We start from the raw sequence: 21,081 nt of genomic DNA on the forward strand, positions 1-21,081 counted from the left end.
CACCATCACAAGGAGTGAGCCATGATCCGACATATCCTGCTGATCGCCTTCAAGCCGGGCACCCAGCCTGCCCAGATAGATGCGGTGCGTACCGCCTTTCTCGCCATTCCCCATCAGGTCAGCGGCGTGACCGCCATGGAGTGGGGGGAGAATGACAGCCCGGAGGGGAGGGATGATGGCTTTACCCACAGCGTGCTGATGACCTTCGCCGACGAAGCAGCCCGCCAGCGCTATCTGCCCCATCCGGATCACGATGCCCTCAAGGCCATCTTCCGCCCGGTGCTGGAGCGCATCATAGTGCTGGATTACACCCTGCAGGCGGGGGATGCTGTCACCGTCTGATGGCCCAAGCGACAAGGAGAACGTCATGTGGTTAGCCGCAATACAGCTGGTATCTGGCCGTCACTGGCAGGATAACCGGGAGCAGATCGCCGCCGAGCTGGCAGCCTTGCCAAAAGAGCGGCCGCTGCTGGTGCTGCTGCCGGAGAACTTTGCCCTGTTTGGCGAACGACAGGGCTATCTGGATGGTGCCGAGGCAATCGTCTCCGATCCCAGCGCCACTCTGAGCGGAGCAACGCCCATTCAACAACAACTGGCCGAATGGGCCCGCGATTATGGCATCTGGCTGGTGGCTGGGGCTATGCCGACCACCATCGCAGGTTCTGACCATATCCACACCAGCTCGCTGGTGTTTGACCCAAGTGGTGAGCTTAGGGGCCACTACCACAAGATCCACCTGTTCGACGTGGATGTGGCGGACAATCACGGTCGCTATCGGGAGTCGGAAACTTTCAGTGCTGGTCAGGACTGCGTGCTGGTGGACTCCCCCTTTGGTCCCCTCGGCCTCTCGATCTGTTATGATTTGCGCTTTCCCGAGCTCTACCGCCAGTTGGCCCGTGCCGGTGCCCGCGTGCTGCTGGTGCCTGCCGCCTTTACCGCCGTGACAGGCGAGGCGCACTGGGAGCCGCTGCTGCGGGCTCGCGCCATCGAAAACCAGTGCTACGTAGTCGCGGCCAATCAGGGCGGCACTCACGAAACGGGGCGCCAGACCTGGGGCCACAGCATGGTGATCGACCCCTGGGGCCGGGTGCTGGCCAGCAAAGAGTCCGGGCGCGGCACAGTGCTGGCGAAGATGGAGCCCGGGCTTATCGACGAATTGAAACGCACCATGCCAGTGCTGCAACACGCCCGTTTGCTCTGATGGTGTGGTGAAAAATTGAAACGCAGCCGTTTGCCCGTGCTGGAGCATGCCCGTTTGTTGTGATGGTGTGGCTTGTTGCCAACCCGTCGGCAAGACGATTTAAAACAGCTCGTTACGAGAGTGGAGAAGAAGATTGAGTCTATTGAGCCAGGTTAGTGCCTCCCTGTTGGCCCCGAACGACCTCGACGAAGGGCGCCTGCAGCAGCTGCTCTGCAGCCTGATGAGCCATCAGGTGGAGTTCGGCGATCTCTATTTCCAGCGCAGCTGGCACGAGTCCTGGATGCTGGAAGATGGCATCGTCAAGGATGGCAGCTACAACATCGATCAGGGGGTCGGGGTGCGCGCCGTCAGCGGCGAGAAGACCGGTTTCGCCTACTCGGACGAGCTGAGCCTGCTGGCGTTGCAACAGTCGGTGACTGCCGCTCGCGGCATCGCCGCAGCAGGTGCTCACGGCAAGGTGAAGGCGTGGACTCGCACCGAAGCGAACCTGCTCTATCCGGCCATGGATCCGCTGCAGACCCTCGACAAGCACCAGAAGATCGCCCTACTGGAGCAGATGGACAAGTTCGCCAGAAGTCTGGACCCCGCCATCAATCAGGTGATGGCCTCCATCAGCGGCGTCTACGAAGAGGTGCTGGTGGCCGCCACCGACGGCACCCTGGCCGCTGATGTGCGTCCGCTGGTGCGGCTGTCGGTGACCGTGATCGCCGAGAAGGGGGATCGCCGCGAGCGTGGCAGTGCCGGTGGCGGTGGCCGCTTTGGTTACGACTGGTTCCTCGAACTGGACGGGCTGGAGAGCCGCGCTTTTGGCTATGTGCGTGAAGCGGTGCGTCAGGCGCTGGTCAATCTGGAAGCCATCGACGCGCCAGCCGGCACCATGCCGGTGGTGCTGGGCTCCGGTTGGCCCGGCGTGCTGCTGCACGAGGCGGTAGGTCACGGTCTGGAGGGGGATTTCAACCGCAAGGGATCTTCCGCGTTTGCTGGCCGCATCGGCGAGCAGGTGGCCTCCAAGCACTGCACTATAGTCGACGACGGCACCCTGCCGGGTCGGCGCGGCTCCGTCTCCATCGATGACGAGGGGACGCCGGGTGGCTACAACGTGCTGATCGAGAACGGCATCCTCAAGGGCTATCTGCAAGACAAGCAGAACGCCCGTCTGATGGGGGTACCGCTCACCGGCAACGGGCGCCGCGAATCTTACGCCGCCATGCCGATGCCGCGCATGACCAACACCTACATGCTGGCGGGCCAGCATGATCCGGCTGAGATCATCGCCTCGGTGAAGAAGGGCATTTATGCCCCCAACTTCGGCGGCGGTCAGGTGGACATCACCTCCGGCAAGTTTGTCTTCTCCGCCTCCGAGGCTTACCTCATCGAAGATGGCAAGATCACCGCCCCCATCAAGGGGGCGACCCTGATCGGCAACGGCCCCGAGGCGATGAGCCAGGTCTCCATGGTGGGCAGCGATCTTGCGCTGGATCGCGGGGTCGGCATCTGCGGCAAGGAGGGGCAGAGCGTGCCGGTCGGTGTCGGCCAGCCCACCCTCAAACTGGATCAACTCACCGTGGGTGGCACCCAGTAAGCCTCGACGCAGAACAAGAACAGAGAGAAACCATGCTTACCCTGTCGAAAATATCCAATATCAGGAGCCAGCTCTCCCCCAGCGAGCTCAAGATTGCCGATTACATCCTCTCCTGTCCGGAACAGGTGACCCACTTCTCCTCTCAGGAGCTGGCCCAGCAGGCGGAGGTGAGCCAGTCGAGCATAGTGAAGTTCACCCAGAAGATCGGGTTCAAGGGCTTCACCGCCTTCAAGCTGGCGGTCAGCGAGGATCTGGGGCGCAAGCATGCCATCAAGACCGACAATGTCGGTGATCTCTACAATGGCATCGGGCGAGACGATGATCTGGAGACCATGGCCAAGAAGCTGGCGCAGGAGAAGATAAATTCTATCATCGAGACCACTCAGGCTCTCGACAGTGCTCTGCTGAAGCAGGTACTCGACACCATAGATGGCGCTGGGCGGGTACAGCTGGTGGGGATTGGCGGTTCGGCACTGACCGCCAAGGATCTCTGGTACAAGTTGCTCAAGATCGGTGTAACTACCCTGTTTGCCCAGGATAGCCATGTGCAGATCTCCATCGCCCAGACCCTGGGACCGGGTGATGTGCAGCTGGTCATCTCCTATTCTGGCGCCAGCCGTGATGTGCTGGCGGCGGCCGAGCTGGCCAAGCGCAATGGTGCCACCCTGATTGCCGTGACTTCGTTCCGGCAAACCCAGTTGCGCCAGATGGCCGACATGGTGCTGGATACGGTGGCGGAGGAGAACGAACTGCGTATCTCTTCCATCTCCTCCCGTACCGCCCAGAACACCATTACCGACATCCTGTTCCTCGGCCTGGTGCAGCGCAGAGACGAGCGAGCCTGGGCCCTGATTGACGGTACCCGGGATGCCATCGACCGACTCAACAAGGAGTGATGACTGCTCTCCCGCAGCATCATCCGTACAACAAAAAACCACCTGAACAGGTGGTTTTTTGTTGTCTGCTAGAGGTCAAGGGCCCAGCGGATAAAGGCTTTACGCCGCTTGGCATCGGCCGCCAGATAGAGTTCCCGCAGGGTGGCATCCGCCTGCTCCGGCGTAAGTGCCGAAGCTGTATGAGCGGTAGTTGCGGCTTGTGTTGCGAAAATGGGGGCCGGACTCACTGTTGGCGTATGGCTTGCCAGCAGGGCCTGGTAATCGGTGCCCAGACTATCCTGGTTGCGTGGCAGGGCTTGTAGTGCCAGCGGTTGTGAGGTGCCCTTGTCGTCACTCAGCAGCAGGGCCGGGCTGGCGGCAAACTGGCGGATAGCCGAGGAGCTGGTCAGCACCGGGGTGGTCAGTTGCAGCGTCCCTTGTGATGGTGCTGTAAGGGTAACCAGCAGAGGAGCCGAGGTCACGCGTCCCTGGCTCTCGTTGGTGGAGCGAGGGTCACTTGGGCTGTCAAAGCGGACCAGCAGTCGGGACTCTCCCGCCGGGAGCTCAATGATCCGGGTGAAGGCCGAGGGTTTGCCCTGTGGCGAGGCGAGCAGGGTGAGGGTATCGGCCAGCTCCAGTCGGGCGGCCGTGGCCGGTACGCTGAGCAGCAGGGCAAACAGGGGGGATAATAGTAGGGGAGAGAGCAGGGAGGATCGTGCCATCATAAGACTCCATGAAGGAGCCGGCCCGCAGGCCGGCAACCAGATCAGAATTCGTAGCGCAGGCCGAGGTGGTAGAAGCTCTCGCTGTTGCTGCTGCCACCAAAGCTGGTGATGGTGCTACCAGCCAGACCATCTTCACCATTGCGGATCACATAGGCGCTGTAGAGGGAAGATCGCGGGGTGAGCTTGTATTGCAGCTCCAGCGTAGTATCGCGCAGTGCCATCTGGTCGCCACCCTCGTTGACGAGGTGACGATAGCCTGCGCGGGCCCCCCACTTCTGGTTGATGTCATACACAGCGGTCAGTTCCCACACCTTGTCTTCACTGTCGGCACGGCCGTCGCGATAGGTCACCTGATCCTTGCTATAGAGGGCACCCAACATCAGAGGGCCGAGATAGTAGCGGGTACCAATCCCGGCGAAGCGATACTCATCGGCATTGGGATCGACCTTGCTGCCACTGCTCTGGGCGGCTTTGGTCTGCTGATACGCCACGACCGGAGCCAGTTTGCCGGCACTGCCCAGATCGAAGGTGTAGCGCAGGGCACCGTTGTAGCCGTAATCGAGATCCGAAGTGCTGTTGCCGAGGATGTAGGCGAGCGAGAGATCCAGATTGCCGAGGGTGTTCTGGTACTGCAGGGTGCCATCCTGACGGAACACCTGCACGGCGGTGGAGTCCACCTTGCTGGCCTGACGAGCCATGGAGACATCAGAGGCCGCAAACACATCGCCAATATCGGTGAACATGATGAGGCCGGAAGAGACGCGCCCGCCGGTCACCTTGCCCCACTGGCCACCGTCGATCCCGGCCCAGACGTAACGGGCAGTGAGATCGCTGCTGTTCTTCTGCACGTTGTTGGCGTATTCGGCTGCATTGACCTGATATTGCGCCATGCCGATCACTGCGACATCGTCATTGACGGTCTGACGGGCGGTAAAGCCGATACGGCCATCGAAGTCACCCTGATCATTGCCGCTCTTCTTGTCGGAAATATTGAAGCCAAGACGACCGTAGAGGTCGACGTTGGAGCCATCGTCAGCCTGATAGATGACGGCCGCATGAGCGGAACCTGTGCCGAGCAGCGCGGGAAGAATCAGAGCAAGCATGGATTTTTTCATTTTTTATCGTTCCTGTACGGGCTCTGTGCCAGAGCCGGGATGAGTTTGGCCATGACCCCGATTGCTCGGGGCCAGACCTTGGCTAGAAATCCGGAGGAGGGATTAACTCAGATCGACGTTCTTGCAGCCGAACATCAGGGTGAAGAGGTAGCCGCCGAGGTAGGCAACGGCGAGGCCGACCGCATAGACCATCATGCCGGGGAAGATCCCCTGGGCGGAGGTCATCAGCGGCAGGGCGACGATACCGGATGGTCCAAAGACGGTGTTGAGGCCGACCGGCAGACCCAGCCAGGAGATCAGGCCAACCACGAAGCCGCCCAGCGAACCACCGCAGCAGGCGGTGATAAAGGGTTTGACCCGCGGCAGGGTGACGCCGTAGATGAGCGGCTCACCGACACCCAGAATGCCTGGAATGATGGTGCCCTTCACCTGAGTGCGCAGTAGGGAATCCTTGCCTGCCCGGCTGTAGAGCGCCAGCGCTGCGCCTACCTGTCCGGCACCGGCCAGCGCCAGGATAGGAAACAGGGAGTTGAAGCCTTGGGCATCCATCAGCGCAAAGTAGACGGGAACGAACCCCTGGTGGATGCCAAACATCACCGAGATGAGGAACAGGCCAGCCAGAATAGCGGTACCGAACGGGTTGCCATTGAGGTTGATGAAGAGCCAGGACATGCCGTTATAGAGTTGCACGCCGAGGGGCATGATCAGGATAAAGGTGACAGCTCCCATGATCAGCAGGGTGATGCAGGAAGTGAGGATCATATCCAGACTGTCCGGCATGTAGCGGCGAACCTGGCGCTCAACCGAGGCGCCGATGATGCAGGCGATCAGCACGCCGATGATGTTGCCGCGGGGATCGATCTGATGCCCGAAGAAGTCGGTGATACCGGAGTAGATGCCGCTGCTGGCCTGAGGGTCATAACCCATGACAAACAGAGAGGCGATGATGGCACCGTTGACGCCGGAGCCACCAAACGCCTTCTGGGCGTTGTAGCCGATCAGGATGCTGAGGAAGCTGAACAGTCCCTTGCTGAAGAGCTTCATGTAGCCGACGAATTCGGCCAGCATGCCCCCTGTCTGCTGTCCTTCCAGCAACAGGGTCTGTTCGATCAGGGTGGCACAGCCGAGCAGCAGACCCGCAGCGATAAAACCGGGGATCAGCGGAGTGAAAATGGTGGCAAACTTGGCCAGGAAGCGGTGCGCCGCACTGCTCTGCTTCTGCTTCAGCGCCTGCTTGTTGGCGGCGGCGATGTCGCCAAGATCCGCAGGTTGCGGGCGGGGGGCGGTGAGGATGCCAGCATCCGTACTCAGCATACCGTTCATCATTTCGCAGGCGGTCTGGGCTTTGCCCGGACCAAGCACGATCTGGAACTGGTTGTCGCTTTCAATCACCCCCATCACCCCGGCGATCCGTTTGATAGTATCGCGATCGGCATGCAGGCTGTCCGCCAGGCTCAGCCGCAAGCGGGTCATGCAGTGGCCACAGTTGGTGATGTTATCCCGGCCGCCGATGGCCTGGATGATCTGGCCAATCATGGAATCAGTTATTTTTGCCATAAAGAACCCGGTCAGTCTGATGTGAGGGGGCGGATGCCCCCGCTGATGTGGTTATCCTGTCGCCATTACTGGCGCGGCCAATGTGCGGTCGGCCGATTAATCAGTGCATTTGCTGATAAAGCCGCCGCTGTTTTTCAGCCGCTCTCGTGCTTCGCTGGCAGAGATATTGGCCAGGATCATTACGATGGCGGTCTTGCAGTGGCTATCTGCGGCGGCAAGAGCCTGCTCGGCCGTGCCACGGTCACATTCGGTTGCTTCCATGACGATGCGCTTCTGGCGTTCCACCAGTTTGGCGTTGGTCGCCTCCACATCCACCATCAGATTGCCGTAGACCTTGCCGGTGCGGATCATGGCACCGGTCGAGAGCATATTGAGGATCAGCTTCTGGGCTGTGCCCGCTTTCATGCGGGAGGAGCCGGTCACTATCTCGGGTCCGACCACGGCGACTATGCTGATGTCGGCCGCTTTGGCGAGCGGGCTGCCCGGGTTGCAGCTGATGCTGCACACTGTGGCACCCAGGCTCCTGGCATACTGCATGGCGCCCAGTACATAGGGGGTTCGTCCACTGGCTGCGATACCCACCAGTACATCGTTGGCACTGAAGTGGATGTTTTTAAGATCGTTGGCACCGAGTTCTGCATCGTCTTCGGCATTCTCCACCGCCTGCAGTATGGCCTTGTGGCCCCCGGCAATCAGGCCGATGACCCGTTCGGCAGAGACACCGTAGGTGGGTGGGCATTCGCTGGCGTCCAGAATGCCGAGGCGCCCGGAGGTGCCTGCCCCGATGTAGATCAAGCGGCCGCCTTTGCCAAATGCCGCAGCAATAGCATCGACCGCCTTGGCGATCTCGGGCAGCAGTTGGCCTACAGCCACTGCTACGTGTTGATCTTCTTGATTGATGATCCGCAGCATATCCAGCGTCGGGAGCTGATCGATCTCGATGCTGGCTGGATTGCGGGTTTCAGTAATCATGCTTGATAGGTCAATGGTCATCGCTTCCTCTACTTCAGGTCGTCGCCATTCCCGGCGTAAATCATTCTTCTCGATGCGGGTCATCATGCTCGATTTTTGATTTTTATTATGAGACTGATGTCGCATAATTAATTATTCCAATTATTTTCTTTTTAAAGGAGGTAAAATTCCATCAGAGGAGCATAGAGAGAAGAGGGAGTGACAGGGGGATTGGCTAGCCTGCTTGATGGACATGCAACAAAAAGCCCCGGTCAGTAGGCCGGGGCTTGCAGAATCATCGGTGTTAATTGACCGAGATGGCGCGGGCGTCGATGAAGTAACGGGCTTTACCCTGTTTGTCGATCTGGATTTTGGCGAGCAGCCTCTCTTGCTGCCTGTGTTCCCACAGTTGTTCTATGTTGGCAAGAGCTGGATTGGCTATGCCGAGCACATTCAGGTATTCGTGAAACAGGCTATGACTGCCGATTTCGGTCAGCATCTTGGTCATATGGGCACTCTTCTGGAACAAGGGGGGCAGATACAAGATAGCCATGTCGAGCTGAATGAGTGCTGTACAAAAAACAAACAGAGCTTCTGGCAACAGCAGAGATAATGCGGGTCAGCGAGTGCGGGATCGCAGACAACAAAAAGCCCCGTTCGGTGGAGCGGGGCTGGCTGGTTATTCGGTATCAGTTGATGGATATTGCGCGAGCATCGATGAAGTAACGGGCATTGCCCTGTTTGTCGATCTGGATTTTGGCGACCAGCTGCTCCCGCTTTTTATATTCCCAGTGTTGCTCAATTTTGGCGAGGGATGGGCTCGCAATCCCAACCACGTTCAGGTACTCGTGAAACAGGCTATGGCTCCCTATTTCGGTCAGTATCTTCTCCATCTGCATACTCTCCTGAAGTTGAGTGGGTATTCATCAACAAACCTATCAGCGTCCGTCTGAATAAAGTCTGTATAAAAAACAAACTAACCCATTTTTGTGTCAATAACATGATCAGGAACAAGATCAGTGCAGATCGTCAGGGACTTTTTGATACCGTTTTCAATCAGGGCTGACGGGCTTTTGCGGCAACTGATCAAACGTGCCGGAAGCCTGCGGTAGCGCCGGTGCGGTTTGCACGGCCTGGCCACCGTGGAAGACCGGATCCTGTGCCACTTCCTTGATGCCGTTGATGCAAAACTGCATACCCATGCAGACCAGCAGGAAGCCCATGATGCGGGTCATGGCATCGATGCCGGTGGCGCCAAGGATCTTGCAGACCGGATCCGCCAGCTTCAATACTCCCCAGCTGATCAGGCTCATCAGAGCAAATGCAGTGACCATGGCGCCATAGATAGTGAGGCGGTTGTACTCGTCAGGCAGCTCGGCAATCTGGGCTGCCCCGCTTATTACCAGCGCCATGGTGCCCGGCCCGCACATGCTGGGCATGGTGAGTGGTACGAAGGCGATGCTCTGGTTGATATCGACCCCGCTCTGCTGGCTGGGGGCGGGGAACAGCATGCGAAAGCCGATAAAGCCGATGATGAGCCCCCCGGCCAGGCGCAAACCCGGGATGGAGATCCCGAACAGATCCAGAATCGAAGATCCGATAAAGAAGGTGATGCAGAGGGTGCAGAACAGATAGATGGCCGCCATATTGACCTGACGGCGCACGTGTTCGCGCGACATCCCCTTGCTCAGCCCCAGCAACAGGGTGGCTGTGGTGGGGGGATTGACCATGGGCAGCAGCGCCAGCAAGGCGAGAAATACGACCTGAAAGAACATGTTGAGCCTCGGGTAGCAAGGATGAATGGGAATACCTTGATCCAGGTGGTCACCTGACTCAAGAGGGAGGCTATCTTATGCTGGCGAAACTGAACATAAGCAGTACAAAAAAGCCCCGGCAGTTACCGGGGCTTGTTGTTCGGGTCAGGCCGCTTGCGGCGCTTGCTGTTGTCGGATGGCCCGTTGCTGGAACCAGAGCCAGAGGCCGATGGCAAAACCCAGCACCGACAGACTCACCACATAGTGGGAGGGGGCAAGCATGTCGCTCTTCATCCAGAGGGTCACCGCCATCGGGGTGAGGCCACCGAAGATGGCGTAGGCCACGTTGTAGGAGAACGACAGACCGGAGAAGCGCACCACCGGCGGGAAGGCGTTGACCATCACGTAAGGCACGGCACCGACAATCCCGACCGCAAAGCCCGCCAGCATGTAGAGCGGCACCAGCTGGCTCGTACCGGCCGTCAGACCGTGATAGAAGGCGTAGCTGGAGCCAGCCAGCAGCAGGGAGCCGAACATGAAGGTAAGACCGCTGCCCAGCAGGTCGATCAGTCGACCATAGACGATACAGCCGAGGGTCAGGGCGACGATCGCCAGCGAGTTGGCGGTCAGGGCGTCCGCCGGGCTGATGCCATAAACCTTCTGCAGATAGGTCGGGGTCATCAGGATCACCACCACGATCCCGGCGGAGAGCAGCCAGGTGAGCAGCATGGAGACTACGACGCTGCTCTTGTGGTTGCGCAGCACCGCCTTGAGGGGCAGCTCGTCAGCCAGGGTCTTGTTGGCTTTCATCTCGGCGAAGACCGGGGTCTCGTGCAACCAGCGACGCAGGTACATGGCAACGATGCCGAAGATGCCGCCCAGCAGGAAGGGCACCCGCCAGCCCCACTCGCTCACTTCGGCCGGCGTCAGGCTCTTGTTGACCGCAGTGGCAATGAGGGAGCCAAGCAGGATGCCGGCCGTCAATCCTGCGGTGAGCGTGCCGCAGGCGACCCCGACCCGACGGGCAGGGACGTGCTCGGCGACAAATACCCAGGCGCCCGGCACTTCACCGCCGATGGCAGCGCCTTGCAGGATCCGCAGTCCCAGCAGGGCGATGGGGGCGCCGATGCCGAGCACCGCATAGGTGGGCAGCAGACCGATCAACAGGGTCGGCAGCGCCATCATGATGATGCTGAGGGTGAACATCCGCTTGCGACCGATGAGATCGCCAAAGTGGGCCATGATGATGCCGCCAAGCGGGCGGGCCAGATAACCGGCTGCGAAGATGCCGAAGGTCTGGAACTGGCGCAGCCACTCGGGAATGTCGGCCGGGAAGAACAGCTCGCCGATGACCACGGCGAAGAAGACGAAGATGATGAAGTCGTAAAACTCCAGCGCGCCGCCGAGGGCAGCCAGACTCAGGGTTTTGTAATCCTGTCGATTGAGGGGGCGGGCGTGATCGTGCTGTTGTGTGGTCGTGGTCATATCCGTATGTTTCCCATCGGTTTTTTTAGTTATTGTCACCCCGTGCAAGGGGCATATACAGGTGATCGAGAGTATGCTGCCTGCCTCTTGTGTGTAAATCGCGCAATTCGCAACACTGTCTTGCATCTTTTTGGGGCAATCCGAATGCCCCGCTGGCGGAGGAATGATGGAAAAGAAACGGGTGCTGCTCTCCTGGAGCAGCGGTAAGGATTGCGCATGGGCATTGCATCAGTTGCGGCAAGACCCCGCCATCGAGGTGGTGGGGCTGTTTACTACCCTCAATCAGGCATTCGAGCGGGTGGCGATGCACGGGGTGCGCAAGCAGCTGTTGACCGAGCAGGCCGCCTGCGTAGGGCTGCCTCTTATCACCATCGATCTGCCCTGGCCCTGCAGCAACGAGGGTTACGCCCGCATCATGACCGGCTTTATCGCTGATGTGGTGGCACAGGGGATCCGCCATATGGCCTTTGGCGACTTGTTTCTCGAGGATGTGCGCGCCTACCGTGAAAAGCAGCTGGCAGGTACCGGCATCGAACCTCTGTTCCCGCTGTGGGGCAGCAATACCCGTGAACTGGCGCCGCAGATGGTGGCCGCTGGGTTGAAGGCGCGGATCAGTGCTCTCGACCCGAACAAGCTGGATGCCAGCCTGGGGGGGCACAATTTTGACGAGGCACTGCTGGCGGCGCTGCCGGAGGGGGTCGATCCGTGCGGCGAGAACGGCGAGTTTCACACCCTGGCCTATGATGGCCCCATGTTTCTGCGCCCGCTGGCGATCTGCACGGGGAAGACGGTGGAGCGCGATGGTTTCATCTTCACTGACTTGTTGCCTGCTGATTCCAGCACCTAGTCGAGTTTGGCCTCCTGATCGCTCTTGTCGTCGTTGTAGCGCAGCGCGATCTCGTGAAATTGCACGTGGATGTGAGCGAAGGCATCCGTGATGTCGGGATCAAAATGGTTGCCCCTTCCCGCCAAAATGATGGGCACCACCTCTGCATGGGTCATGGCTGCCTTGTAACACCGCTTGCTGATCAAGGCATCGTACACATCTGCTAGCGCCATCAGTCGGGCCGAGAGGGGAATCTCATCTCCTATCAGACCGTAGGGGTAGCCGGTGCCATCCCACTTCTCGTGGTGGTAGCAGGCGATCTCCTTGGCCAGTCTCAGAAATTCCACCTCTACCCCCAGTGCCTCCTCGGCGTGGACTATGGCCTCCTTGCCAAGGGTGGAGTGGTGTTTCATCTGGGCGAACTCATCTTCATCGAGTTTGCCAGGTTTGAGCAGGATCCGGTCCGGTACGCCGACTTTGCCGATATCGTGCAGGGGGGCCGACTTGAACAGCAGCTCTATTGTCTTGGGGGTCAGCTCGGCACGAAAGCGAGGGTGCTCGCAGAGAGTTTCCGCCAATAGCTTCACATAATGCTGGGTGCGCAGAATGTGGTTGCCGGTCTCGTTGTCCCGGGTTTCGGCCAGAGAGGCGAGGGAGTGGATGGTGATGTTCTGGATCAGCTCGTTTTCTCGGGTGCGTCGTTCCACCTCCTGCTCCAGATAGGCATTTTGGTCATGTAGCAGATCCCGTGCCGCCTTCAGCTCAAGGTGGTTTCTGACGCGGGCCAGCACGATGGCGGGGGAGATCGGCTTGTGAATATAGTCCACGGCGCCGAGAGCCAGTCCATGTGCCTCGGCGCTCTCCTCTACCTTGGCAGTCAGAAAAATCACCGGAATATGCCGTGCCTGCGGCATCTCCTGCAGTGCCTGCATCACCTGATAACCATCCATCCCGGGCATCACGACATCAAGCAGGATCAAATCTACCCGGGAGTCTGATGACAGTATCTCCAGTGCCCGCTGGCCACTGATGGCGACCTTGACCCGGTATTGTGGGCTGAGCAAGGCGCTGAGCAATGAGAGGTTTTCAGGGGTGTCATCGACCACCAGCAGGGTGGGCTTGGTATCGGGATCCAGCAGGTTGAGCATGGTGGTGCCCTCACTCTTGGTTGAACAGATCGGGCCTGAGGGCCCGGACTCGTTGCAGATGTGCAAGTGCATCCGTAAAACGGAAGCCGGTAATGGCGTCAGCTATCCTGGATGCCGTCTCTCCCAGCACTCTCGTCAGCTGCTGCTGATGCTGCTGGAACAGGGTCAGAGCTCCGGCATCATCTTCCGCCAGCAGCCGGATCAGCTGCGCCAGCAGGGGCGCCAGGTCGACTTGTTCTTGCTCCGGCAGGTCGGCTGTGGTCTGGGTGGGTAGCAGGGCCTGTAGGCCATCGCTCAGTTGCTGCTGCATCTGCAGCCCCTGTTCCGCCAGTGGAAGCAGGCTGGTGGTGTCATCCCCCCGGGAGAGTGCACTCTCCAGCCTGGCCGAGATACCCCGCAGTGGTTCGGCGCCCAGAGTGGCGGTAATCCCCTTGAGGGTATGGGCCTGACGATGGGCCTCCTCCCGGTCGTTCTTCTGCAGGGCGGCGATCAGGCTCTGCATGGGCCGGGTGCCCTGTTGGGCAAATCGTTGCAGCAGATCCTGATACCACCCCCAGTTGTACATCAGCCGTTGCAGGGCGGCTTCGGCATTGAGTCCGAGCGCTCTTAACTGAGGCTGCAATGGCTGGTGCTGTGGTGAAGGTGCGCTCTTGGGTATTGCATCGGTTTCAACGCTGAAGGCAGGGGCCCAGCACTGCAGTGCGGCATAAAGCTTGTCGGGGTCGATGGGCTTGGCGATGTGGTCATCCATACCGGCCGCCAGACAGCGTTCCCGGTCACCGGCCATGACATTGGCCGTCATGGCGAGGATCGGAGTGTGGTGCCCTTCGCTCTCTTGCTGGCGCAACTGACGGGTGGCAGTCAGTCCATCCATCACCGGCATCTGCATGTCCATCAGGATCAGGTCGTATGGTTGTTGCGCAGCCATTTCCAGAGCAATGGCACCATTGGCAGCAATGCTGACGTCGATGCCCGCCGCTCGCAGCAGTTCCATGGCCACCTGCTGATTCAGCTCGTTGTCTTCTGCCAGCAGTATACGGAGTCCCTCGAAGCGATAGTTGTGGGTAGGCTGGGTGGGCTTCAAGGCAGTCGCCGTGGTTTGCTGGCCGAACAGCCCAATGATGGTATCAAACAACACAGAGGCACAGACTGGTTTGACCAGCACCCTATCAAAGCCGGCGGCCTCTGCTTCGCGAAAAATCTCTTCCCGCCCATAACCTGTCACCATGACCCGATAAAGCCGCTTGCCAAGGCCGCGGGCGATGAGGCGGCGCCCCGTCTCTATGCCATCCAGCCCGGGCATGTGCCAATCCAGCAGCACCACCTCGTAGGCGTTACCTTCCTGCTCGGCACAGGCGATCATCTGCAGCCCTTGCTGACCCGATTCGGCGGTGTCGACCACGAAACTCATGCTGCGCAGCAGGGCAGCCAGTATGGTGCGGGCGCTGGCACTGTCGTCGACCACCAGTATGCGGCGGCCACGCAGATCCAGACTTGGCAGATAGCGTGAGCGGTATCTGCCGCGGCCGAGTCGGGCAGTAAACCAGAAAGTGCTTCCCTTGCCCGGTTCGCTCTGCACGCCGACCTCCCCTCCCATCAGTGCCGCCAGTTCGCGGGAGATGGCGAGCCCGAGGCCGGTGCCGCCGTATTTGCGGGTGGTGGAGCTGTCCGCCTGCTGGAAAGACTGGAACAGCCGTTGCTGCTGCTCCTGGCTCATGCCGATCCCCGTGTCCTGCACCGAGCAGTGCAACAGCACCTCTTGCGGTCGTTTCTCCAGACAAGTGACCTTGACCAGTATCTCCCCCTGCTCGGTGAATTTGACTGCGTTGTTGGCGTAGTTGATCAGGATCTGGCCGAGCCGCAGGGGATCGCCATAGAGCAGGGTGTCTAGCTGGTGATCGACCTCGAACAGCAGTTCTATGCCTTTGGCTTCGGCCTTCTCGCCCACCAGGGTTGCCAGATTTTCCAGCACATGGTCGAGATCGAACTCGATCTGCTCCAGATCCAGCTTGCCCGCCTCGATCTTGGAGAAGTCGAGGATATCGTTGATGATGCCGAGCAGGTGATGGGCCGAGCGCTGGATCTTGCCCAGATAATCAGCCTGCTGCGAGTCGAGGCGTGTTTGCAGGGCGAGGTGGGCCATACCCAGAATGGCGTTCATCGGGGTGCGGATTTCATGGCTCATGTTGGCGAGAAAATCGCTTTTGGCCCGGGTTGCGCTTTCTGCCAGCTCATAGGCCTGCTCCAGCTCCTGATTCTTGGTCTGCATCACGGCGAACAGCTCATCCCGGGTCGGTTCAGCGAACTGCTGCTGCATCTGCAACAGCAGAGCGTCATCGGGCCAGTGTGGCAGGTGGCATACCAGAGCGATGGCGGTGTCAGCATGAGGAACCAGCCGGATGCTGCCATGGGTTGCACCGGGTGCGTTGTGCTGCAGTGGCTCGTCGGCCGAGAGGGAGACCCACAGCTCCCGCGTATTGCTCTCCAGCCAAAGCTGGAGTTGCAGTGAGTCGATGGTTGCCGTCAGCTGGCGCACCAGCTCCGAGGTGGTACCCGCCAGCGGCGCCACGAAGGTGGGGCTCTTGTCGATGCAGGTGAGCACCTGGATCACCTTGCGTCTGGCGGTGAGGGCTGCCGTCGGGCCAGAGAGCCTGATATCACCGATCAGCTGCCGCATCTAGCGCTCCTTCTCTGGTTGTACCCGCAGCACAATACAGCTCGCATCGTCGGTGCTGCGCCCACTATGGTCTATGACTTGACGGGCCAGAATGACGGGATCAGCCCCCAGATCCAGTGCGCCGTCACGCAGGTTGAGTGACTCGCTGATGCCATCCGAATAGAGCATCAGCACATCCCCCGGCTTGATGGGCTGCCGTTGCAGCAAGGGGGTGGGGAAGCGCTCCCCCAGCACCCCATCACGGGAGATACCGCGCCAGAGGTCATGGCCGCGCAGACAGATGCGGGTGTTGCCGATGCCGGCGTAGCTCAGTTCACCCCGTTCACTGTTGACCAGGGCTATGCCAGCGGCCGCTCCCCGGGTACCGATGCAGTGTTGGTGCAACAGCTGCAGCAGAGGTGCCGGCTCCTGTTCAGGGGTGTTTTGCAGCGCCTCTTGCAGTATCAGTGCCAGCTTGTTGGCCGAGGAGCCGTGGCCGCTGACATCGATCAGTACCAGCAAGACGCCGTCGGATGTGGGCCGGATAAAGACCAGATCGCCGGAGACCTTTTCCGGATAACAGGGTCTGTTTTCGCTAGCCCAGACCAGTGTCAGACCTGCCTGCCCCCATTGTTGGGTGGGCGTGATGAGACGTGGGACCGAGGGTACAGAACCCAGCCATTTGCGCGCCTGCACCAGGGTGCCCCCTTCCGGCGGTGTGCTGATGGTGAGCTCTGACATCATGCGCCGCACGCCGGGCAGTCCCAGTCCCAGGGTGCCGGAAGTGCTGTAGTGATCCTGCAGGGCCTGATAGACATCCGATATGCCGGGCCCTTTGTCACGGGCGATGATGTCGATGCAGGATCTCCCCTTCGGGTGATGGAGCATCAGGGTGATCTCCCCCTGCCCGGCGTATTTCAGGATATTGCTGCCAAGTTCGGAGACCACTGTGGAGAGCATGGCGCGATCCACGTCGGATAGGTTGGCGATAAATGGGAGCCGACGAACCGACATCACAGCCAGGTGCAGATCGATATCGTGGCGTAGCGGATAGCTGGCCTCCCGGGTCGCATGCTCTTGTATCATGGCGGTTTACTCCTCGCCCTGGAGGCGGCTGACATGGGCAAAAGCGTCGTCCATGTCGATGAAGCAGCGCAGTGGCCCGGGCTGTGCCTCGGCTAGCGCCAGAAATGCGGCGATCCCGGCATTTAGCCCTACCAGCAGGCAGGTGGCACCCAACAGACGGCACACCTCGGCAAGTTTGCAAACCTGTCTGAATTCATGGTGATCCAGTAGCATGACGCCGGAGAAGTCGAGCAAGACTGCATGGTGACGCCCGTGTACCAGTCGCTGGGAGAGGGCCTGCATCAGCATCTGCATGCCGTCGTCTCCGAGATCGGGGCGCATGCTGACTACTATGCAGTCGGCCATATCGGCGATGCCAAGATCGTTGTTGAGCTGCATGGTCATTGCCGCGACCTAGAGGGCTGAGCCAACCCGTTTGAGCGCTATTTCGAAGGCGTCTCTCAGGGTCGCTGTGGTACGGACGTCACCGACCGACACCCCCAGCTCCACCATGGTACGGGCAATGGCGGGGGAGACTCCCGAGATGATGGCTTCACAGCCCATAAACTGGGTCGCCTTGGTGATCTTGATCAGCTGGTTGGCGACGCCAGTGTCCACGGTGGCGACTCCGGCAATATCCAGCACAAAGACCCGGGCGCGGGTTTCGGCAATCTTGGTGAGCGACTTGTTCATCACGTCGGCAGTGCGCATGGAGTCGATGATCCCAACCAGTGGCAGCAGCAGGATCCCGTCCCAGATAGGGGTGACAGGGGTCGACATCTCTTGCAGAGACTTGTGCAGCTCCTCGCGCACTCTGGCGGCCTCTTCCGCTTCCACCATCGCCTGTTTGAGCTGGCGGTGCTGCTCCACCTGCGCCGTGATGTCGGTGGCAAACTTGACGATTTTACTGGGCTTGCCGTTCAGATCCAGCACGGGGTTGTAGGAGCCCTGGATCCATACCTCCTGTCCCTGCTTGTTCAGGCGGCAGAATTCGCCAGCCAGAAACTCGCCCCGGCGCAGCGTGTCCCAGAAGGCGAGGTAATCCGCCGACTGGGCGTAGTCTGGGTCAACCAGCAGCCTGTGGTGTTGCCCTTTCAGCTCTTCCAGCTGGTAACCCACTATGTCGAGAAAGCGTGGATTGGCATCCAGTATGGTGCCCTCCAGCGAAAACTCGACCTTGCCCATGACCCGGCTCAGCGCATTGAGCTGGCCCTCGAAGCTGGCCGTGAGCTGCTTCTGCCCGGTCAGATCCATGGCGTACAGAGTCATACGAGATAGTTGTCCATTGTCATCCAGAACCGGGCTGCAGGCTCCACGGATCCAGACATCCCGTCCCGGCTTGTCCAGCAGGTGAAGCTCGTCCTCCTGCGAGGAGCCGCTGCGCAGTGCGGCCTGAAAGGTGTCATGTGTGGCGGATTGCACCTGGTCCGGGGAGAGCAGCATGCCGTAGTGCTTGCCGGAGAGCTCATCTAGCGTGTAGCCCATGAGGCTCAGAAATCGCGGGTTGGCATCAAGGATCTGCCCCTCTGGCGAGAGTTCGAGCCGTACCAGCACCTGATCGAGGGTGTCTATCCCGGCATGATGAGTGGAAGGGGCCGAACCTGTGGTATTGGAAGAGGAAGTGTGCGCGTCCATGGCATCTCCAGAGAGAGTCGTTGATTTTGATATCAATAGCGGGTGTTAAGCAGTTATAGCCCACTCTGGCTCTTCCAGCCGATATCTAGGGTCAAAAGAGGCTTGTCATATCCTGGTTGGTGGAGGCTTATCCCGGGCGGATAAAATGGGGGGCTAGCCACCAAGACCGAGACCGTGAGCCAGATCCTGCAGCAGACCATGAATATTCCGGCCGACCAGCTCAATCCGGTGATCTTCGCCGGTGGCCAGCGGGGCAGAACACCAAGGTGCAGTGGCTCAAGGATAAGCCGATGACGCTCTTCTACGGTGATATCAAGGCGGCGCAGGAGGTCGGCATTCGCGGCATTCGGCTGCTGCGGGCCGCCAACTCCAGCTATCGACCACTGCCGTTGGCAGGGGCGCTGGGGGAAGAGGTGGTCATCAACTCCCAGTTCTGATCCGGAGCGGATCCATACAACAAGGGCGGGGCCATTGGCGCCCGCCCTTCTGTTTTTAAGGAGTCATGCAAAGGCGTAGCGCCTTGGTCAGCTCCGGTTATCAGTCAGCCCACGGCATCTCGGGCAGGCTGTCGAGGAATTCGCCGTAGCGGGTCAGATTGAAGGGGCCCTGATCGGCCTCCATCGCCATCAGCTCGGCCCCTAGGGCGCAGGCGATATATTGCAACGCCTCTTCCCGCGGGGTGCCCTTCATCACCAGCCGCATCAGGGTCGCCTTCACATGGGGAGGGTGACCATCGTTGAGCTGGTTCTCCACCATCTCCAGCAGCGTCTCTTCGTCAAAAAATTCCTGAGTGTCGTTCATGGGATATCCGCAACAGTGAATGTGGCGGCCAGTATAGCCTGAATGTGACTAACACCTTGAATGGCCAGCGAATAAACAATCCGATGAGGAGGCCATTTGTTACCCATAATTAGGAAGAGTTTGCCAAGGCAAACAGGTTGGAACACAGATAACATGGATGGACACGCCTATGCCCACGATAGATTCCCTGCTGGCTGAGCCCAAGCTACTGCCCCAGATCCCGGAAGTGATGCGCGATTTGATCCAGACCTTCAATGAAAAGGATCCGGATCTGCTGAAGATCAGCAAGTTGATCAACAAGGACCCTGTCATCTCCGCCAAGTTGCTGCGGCTGGCCAACTCGGCCAAATTCGGCAGCAGTCGTCAGATCGGCACCGTCAATGAAGCCGCGGTGCGGCTGGGGTTGGCGATGGTGCGCAACATGGTGCTGGCCTGCGGGCTCACCGAATCGGTCAAGGCCGTGCCCGGCATTGATCTCAAACATTTCTGGGGCTGCGTCTTCAACGTGGCTGAACTGGCCCGCCGTCTGGCGGTGAAGAAAGGGATGAAGGGAGATGAGGTTTTTACCTGCGCTCTGCTGCACGATCTTGGCCGGCTGGTGATGCACGTGGGGCTGCCTGAAAACACTGTCCACCACATTCACGATCTGGAGCTGCACAAGGGGCGGGCCAAGGCAGAAGAGCTGGTGGTTGGCTTCAACTATGCCCAGGTCGGGGCGGCCATGGCTCGTTACTGGAAGTTTCCCGATACCATCAGCAATGCGGTGGAGTATCACTACAATCCCATGCTGGCCAAGGTATTTTCCGCCGAGGCCGGGTTGATCCATCTGGCCATTGTGCTGGCGGCCCAGTCCGATGTGGGGGAAGAGGCGCCCCCTGAGTGGCCCCACAAGGTGGCAGATGCGTTGGGGCTGAGCTGGGCCGATTGCGCTGCCCAGTTCACTGCGCTGCGCGAGCAGGGCAACGGCTATGCCGGACTGCTGGCCGCCTGAGCCCGTTTCTCCCATCTCGTCAGGGGGCGCACTGCGGCCCCTTTTGTATGAGTGATGGTGCCACAGGCTTGCCAGCCCGGGAGTGACGGGGCACTCTTTGCCCTTCACTTTCCGTTTGAGAGCCCTTGCCATGATTGCCTCCTCCCGCCTGATCCTGCGCGAAATGATCGCCACCGACGCCCCCTTCATCCTTGAGCTGCTCAATGACGGTGACTTCTATCGCTACATCGGTGATCGGGGCATTCGCACCCTCGAACAGGCGCAGGAGTATATCCAGCAGGGGCCGGCAGTCAGCTATGCCCGCTATGGTCACGGGCTCTATCTGGTGGAGCGCAAGGATGACGGTGCCAGCCTCGGTATCTGCGGTCTGATCAAGCGCGATACCCTGGAGCAGGTCGATATCGGTTACGCCTTCCTGCCGCAATATCGTGGCCAGGGCTACGCCATTGAAGCGGCGCAGGCCGCCCTTGCCGATGGCAAAAGCCGGTTGGGGATCGGGCAGGTAGTTGCCATCGTCACTCCGGGCAACGAGCGATCCATCGGCCTGCTGGCCAAGCTGGGGCTGGTGCACAGTCGACTGGTCAAATTGAGCGAAGATGCCGATGAGTGCCTGCTGCTCGAATCCGGGGTAACGGAGTAACGTTCCGGCTGTCTGCGAGCCGGTCGATGCCAGGAGAAGGGAGTCCCACTTTCGGGAACAAGTGTCCCGTTTCC

22 protein-coding genes are annotated in these 21,081 nt (G+C 59.9%); 8 read left to right on the forward strand and 14 right to left on the reverse strand.

What is annotated here, in order from left to right; genetic code table 11:
* Positions 1-21 precede the first annotated feature (21 nt).
* From G5137_RS06250 to G5137_RS06265, 4 genes are all read left to right on the forward strand, one after another.
* Complete coding sequence (locus tag G5137_RS06250) at positions 22-342, forward strand: Dabb family protein (RefSeq protein WP_266134575.1); 321 nt, start codon at positions 22-24, stop codon at positions 340-342.
* A gap of 25 nt (positions 343-367) precedes the next feature.
* Positions 368-1,201, forward strand: a complete 834-nt coding sequence (locus tag G5137_RS06255) for a carbon-nitrogen hydrolase family protein (protein ID WP_266134576.1) — start codon at positions 368-370, stop codon at positions 1,199-1,201.
* Positions 1,202-1,334: 133 nt separating this feature from the next.
* On the forward strand, positions 1,335-2,783 hold the full coding sequence (tldD, locus tag G5137_RS06260) for a metalloprotease TldD (protein WP_266134577.1): 1,449 nt from the start codon (positions 1,335-1,337) through the stop codon (positions 2,781-2,783).
* A gap of 32 nt (positions 2,784-2,815) precedes the next feature.
* Positions 2,816-3,679 (forward strand): SIS domain-containing protein, encoded by an 864-nt coding sequence (locus G5137_RS06265; RefSeq protein WP_108588468.1) that lies wholly within the window; start codon positions 2,816-2,818, stop codon positions 3,677-3,679.
* A 68-nt stretch (positions 3,680-3,747) separates the two neighbouring features.
* Here the strand turns inward: G5137_RS06265 and G5137_RS06270 are convergent, their stop codons facing one another.
* The 8 genes from G5137_RS06270 to G5137_RS06305 form a co-directional block, all read right to left on the reverse strand.
* On the reverse strand, positions 3,748-4,383 hold the full coding sequence (locus tag G5137_RS06270; RefSeq protein ID WP_421205591.1) for a DUF2057 family protein: 636 nt from the start codon (positions 4,381-4,383) through the stop codon (positions 3,748-3,750).
* 41 nt (positions 4,384-4,424) lie between these two features.
* The gene (locus G5137_RS06275) at positions 4,425-5,498 is read right to left on the reverse strand and encodes a porin (RefSeq protein WP_337073126.1); all 1,074 of its coding nucleotides are present in this window, start codon (positions 5,496-5,498) and stop codon (positions 4,425-4,427) included.
* Between the two features lie 102 nt (positions 5,499-5,600).
* Positions 5,601-7,055: a PTS N-acetylmuramic acid transporter subunit IIBC gene (gene murP, locus G5137_RS06280; RefSeq protein ID WP_421250821.1), complete on the reverse strand. Its 1,455-nt coding sequence runs from the start codon at positions 7,053-7,055 to the stop codon at positions 5,601-5,603.
* A 96-nt stretch (positions 7,056-7,151) separates the two neighbouring features.
* Positions 7,152-8,048: an N-acetylmuramic acid 6-phosphate etherase gene (gene murQ / locus G5137_RS06285; RefSeq protein ID WP_421255077.1), complete on the reverse strand. Its 897-nt coding sequence runs from the start codon at positions 8,046-8,048 to the stop codon at positions 7,152-7,154.
* A gap of 262 nt (positions 8,049-8,310) precedes the next feature.
* Positions 8,311-8,514, reverse strand: a complete 204-nt coding sequence (locus G5137_RS06290) for a hypothetical protein (protein ID WP_041209699.1) — start codon at positions 8,512-8,514, stop codon at positions 8,311-8,313.
* 181 nt (positions 8,515-8,695) lie between these two features.
* Entirely contained in the window at positions 8,696-8,899 is a 204-nt protein-coding gene (locus tag G5137_RS06295) for a hypothetical protein (protein ID WP_216952760.1), read from the reverse strand.
* A gap of 159 nt (positions 8,900-9,058) precedes the next feature.
* Positions 9,059-9,781 (reverse strand): MarC family NAAT transporter, encoded by a 723-nt coding sequence (locus tag G5137_RS06300; protein WP_151287145.1) that lies wholly within the window; start codon positions 9,779-9,781, stop codon positions 9,059-9,061.
* A 144-nt stretch (positions 9,782-9,925) separates the two neighbouring features.
* Positions 9,926-11,245: an MFS transporter gene (locus G5137_RS06305; RefSeq protein WP_421244939.1), complete on the reverse strand. Its 1,320-nt coding sequence runs from the start codon at positions 11,243-11,245 to the stop codon at positions 9,926-9,928.
* 166 nt (positions 11,246-11,411) lie between these two features.
* Between G5137_RS06305 and G5137_RS06310 the strand changes: the two genes are divergently transcribed.
* A complete protein-coding gene (locus G5137_RS06310) occupies positions 11,412-12,092 on the forward strand; it encodes an ATP-binding protein (RefSeq protein ID WP_421255100.1) in 681 nt (226 codons plus the stop codon).
* Here G5137_RS06310 and G5137_RS06315 read toward each other — a convergent pair.
* From G5137_RS06315 to G5137_RS06335, 5 genes are read right to left on the reverse strand one after another with little or no spacing between them, the layout of a single operon-like run.
* Positions 12,089-13,291 (reverse strand): HD-GYP domain-containing protein, encoded by a 1,203-nt coding sequence (locus tag G5137_RS06315; protein ID WP_216952761.1) that lies wholly within the window; start codon positions 13,289-13,291, stop codon positions 12,089-12,091. The genes G5137_RS06310 and G5137_RS06315 overlap by 4 nt on opposite strands.
* Positions 13,230-15,896 (reverse strand): response regulator, encoded by a 2,667-nt coding sequence (locus G5137_RS06320; protein WP_421205585.1) that lies wholly within the window; start codon positions 15,894-15,896, stop codon positions 13,230-13,232. The genes G5137_RS06315 and G5137_RS06320 overlap by 62 nt, the downstream gene beginning before the upstream one ends.
* The gene (locus tag G5137_RS06325; protein WP_216952763.1) at positions 15,897-16,961 is read right to left on the reverse strand and encodes an ATP-binding SpoIIE family protein phosphatase; all 1,065 of its coding nucleotides are present in this window, start codon (positions 16,959-16,961) and stop codon (positions 15,897-15,899) included.
* Between the two features lie 6 nt (positions 16,962-16,967).
* Positions 16,968-17,339, reverse strand: a complete 372-nt coding sequence (locus G5137_RS06330; protein WP_216954502.1) for an anti-anti-sigma factor — start codon at positions 17,337-17,339, stop codon at positions 16,968-16,970.
* 15 nt (positions 17,340-17,354) lie between these two features.
* Complete coding sequence (locus G5137_RS06335) at positions 17,355-18,575, reverse strand: PAS domain-containing protein (RefSeq protein WP_216952764.1); 1,221 nt, start codon at positions 18,573-18,575, stop codon at positions 17,355-17,357.
* Positions 18,576-18,865: 290 nt separating this feature from the next.
* Here G5137_RS06335 and G5137_RS06340 point away from each other — a divergent pair, with 290 nt between their 5' ends.
* Positions 18,866-19,012 carry a hypothetical protein gene (locus G5137_RS06340; RefSeq protein WP_302055900.1) on the forward strand — a complete coding sequence of 49 codons (147 nt, stop codon included), beginning with the start codon at positions 18,866-18,868 and terminating at the stop codon, positions 19,010-19,012.
* A 100-nt stretch (positions 19,013-19,112) separates the two neighbouring features.
* Here G5137_RS06340 and G5137_RS06345 read toward each other — a convergent pair whose 3' ends face one another.
* Positions 19,113-19,376: a hypothetical protein gene (locus G5137_RS06345; protein WP_042658108.1), complete on the reverse strand. Its 264-nt coding sequence runs from the start codon at positions 19,374-19,376 to the stop codon at positions 19,113-19,115.
* A 169-nt stretch (positions 19,377-19,545) separates the two neighbouring features.
* Here G5137_RS06345 and G5137_RS06350 point away from each other — a divergent pair, with 169 nt between their 5' ends.
* Together G5137_RS06350 and G5137_RS06355 are read left to right on the forward strand one after the other, a co-directional pair.
* On the forward strand, positions 19,546-20,367 hold the full coding sequence (locus tag G5137_RS06350) for an HDOD domain-containing protein (protein ID WP_201937502.1): 822 nt from the start codon (positions 19,546-19,548) through the stop codon (positions 20,365-20,367).
* 130 nt (positions 20,368-20,497) lie between these two features.
* Positions 20,498-21,007, forward strand: a complete 510-nt coding sequence (locus G5137_RS06355; protein WP_421172677.1) for a GNAT family N-acetyltransferase — start codon at positions 20,498-20,500, stop codon at positions 21,005-21,007.
* Positions 21,008-21,081: the final 74 nt, after the last annotated feature.

This window comes from Aeromonas sp. 600282 (genome assembly GCF_049175755.1).
In the GTDB taxonomy this organism is placed as follows: Bacteria; Pseudomonadota; Gammaproteobacteria; order Enterobacterales; family Aeromonadaceae; genus Aeromonas; species Aeromonas veronii_A.

Bases quoted from the DNA above. Each gene is read 5' to 3' on its own strand.
- G5137_RS06250 (WP_266134575.1), top strand. From the start codon at position 22: ATGATCCGACATATCCTGCTGATCGCCTTCAAGCCGGGCACCCAGCCT.
- G5137_RS06255 (WP_266134576.1), top strand. From the start codon at position 368: ATGTGGTTAGCCGCAATACAGCTGGTATCTGGCCGTCACTGGCAGGAT.
- G5137_RS06265 (WP_108588468.1), top strand. From the start codon at position 2,816: ATGCTTACCCTGTCGAAAATATCCAATATCAGGAGCCAGCTCTCCCCC.
- G5137_RS06270 (WP_421205591.1), bottom strand. From the start codon at position 4,383: ATGATGGCACGATCCTCCCTGCTCTCTCCCCTACTATTATCCCCCCTG.
- G5137_RS06275 (WP_337073126.1), bottom strand. From the start codon at position 5,498: ATGAAAAAATCCATGCTTGCTCTGATTCTTCCCGCGCTGCTCGGCACA.
- murP (WP_421250821.1), bottom strand. From the start codon at position 7,055: ATGGCAAAAATAACTGATTCCATGATTGGCCAGATCATCCAGGCCATC.
- murQ (WP_421255077.1), bottom strand. From the start codon at position 8,048: ATGACCATTGACCTATCAAGCATGATTACTGAAACCCGCAATCCAGCC.
- G5137_RS06290 (WP_041209699.1), bottom strand. From the start codon at position 8,514: ATGACCAAGATGCTGACCGAAATCGGCAGTCATAGCCTGTTTCACGAA.
- G5137_RS06295 (WP_216952760.1), bottom strand. From the start codon at position 8,899: ATGGAGAAGATACTGACCGAAATAGGGAGCCATAGCCTGTTTCACGAG.
- G5137_RS06300 (WP_151287145.1), bottom strand. From the start codon at position 9,781: ATGTTCTTTCAGGTCGTATTTCTCGCCTTGCTGGCGCTGCTGCCCATG.
- G5137_RS06305 (WP_421244939.1), bottom strand. From the start codon at position 11,245: ATGACCACGACCACACAACAGCACGATCACGCCCGCCCCCTCAATCGA.
- G5137_RS06310 (WP_421255100.1), top strand. From the start codon at position 11,412: ATGGAAAAGAAACGGGTGCTGCTCTCCTGGAGCAGCGGTAAGGATTGC.
- G5137_RS06315 (WP_216952761.1), bottom strand. From the start codon at position 13,291: ATGCACTTGCACATCTGCAACGAGTCCGGGCCCTCAGGCCCGATCTGT.
- G5137_RS06320 (WP_421205585.1), bottom strand. From the start codon at position 15,896: ATGCGGCAGCTGATCGGTGATATCAGGCTCTCTGGCCCGACGGCAGCC.
- G5137_RS06325 (WP_216952763.1), bottom strand. From the start codon at position 16,961: ATGATACAAGAGCATGCGACCCGGGAGGCCAGCTATCCGCTACGCCAC.
- G5137_RS06330 (WP_216954502.1), bottom strand. From the start codon at position 17,339: ATGCAGCTCAACAACGATCTTGGCATCGCCGATATGGCCGACTGCATA.
- G5137_RS06335 (WP_216952764.1), bottom strand. From the start codon at position 18,575: ATGGACGCGCACACTTCCTCTTCCAATACCACAGGTTCGGCCCCTTCC.
- G5137_RS06340 (WP_302055900.1), top strand. From the start codon at position 18,866: ATGACGCTCTTCTACGGTGATATCAAGGCGGCGCAGGAGGTCGGCATT.
- G5137_RS06345 (WP_042658108.1), bottom strand. From the start codon at position 19,376: ATGAACGACACTCAGGAATTTTTTGACGAAGAGACGCTGCTGGAGATG.
- G5137_RS06350 (WP_201937502.1), top strand. From the start codon at position 19,546: ATGCCCACGATAGATTCCCTGCTGGCTGAGCCCAAGCTACTGCCCCAG.
- G5137_RS06355 (WP_421172677.1), top strand. From the start codon at position 20,498: ATGATTGCCTCCTCCCGCCTGATCCTGCGCGAAATGATCGCCACCGAC.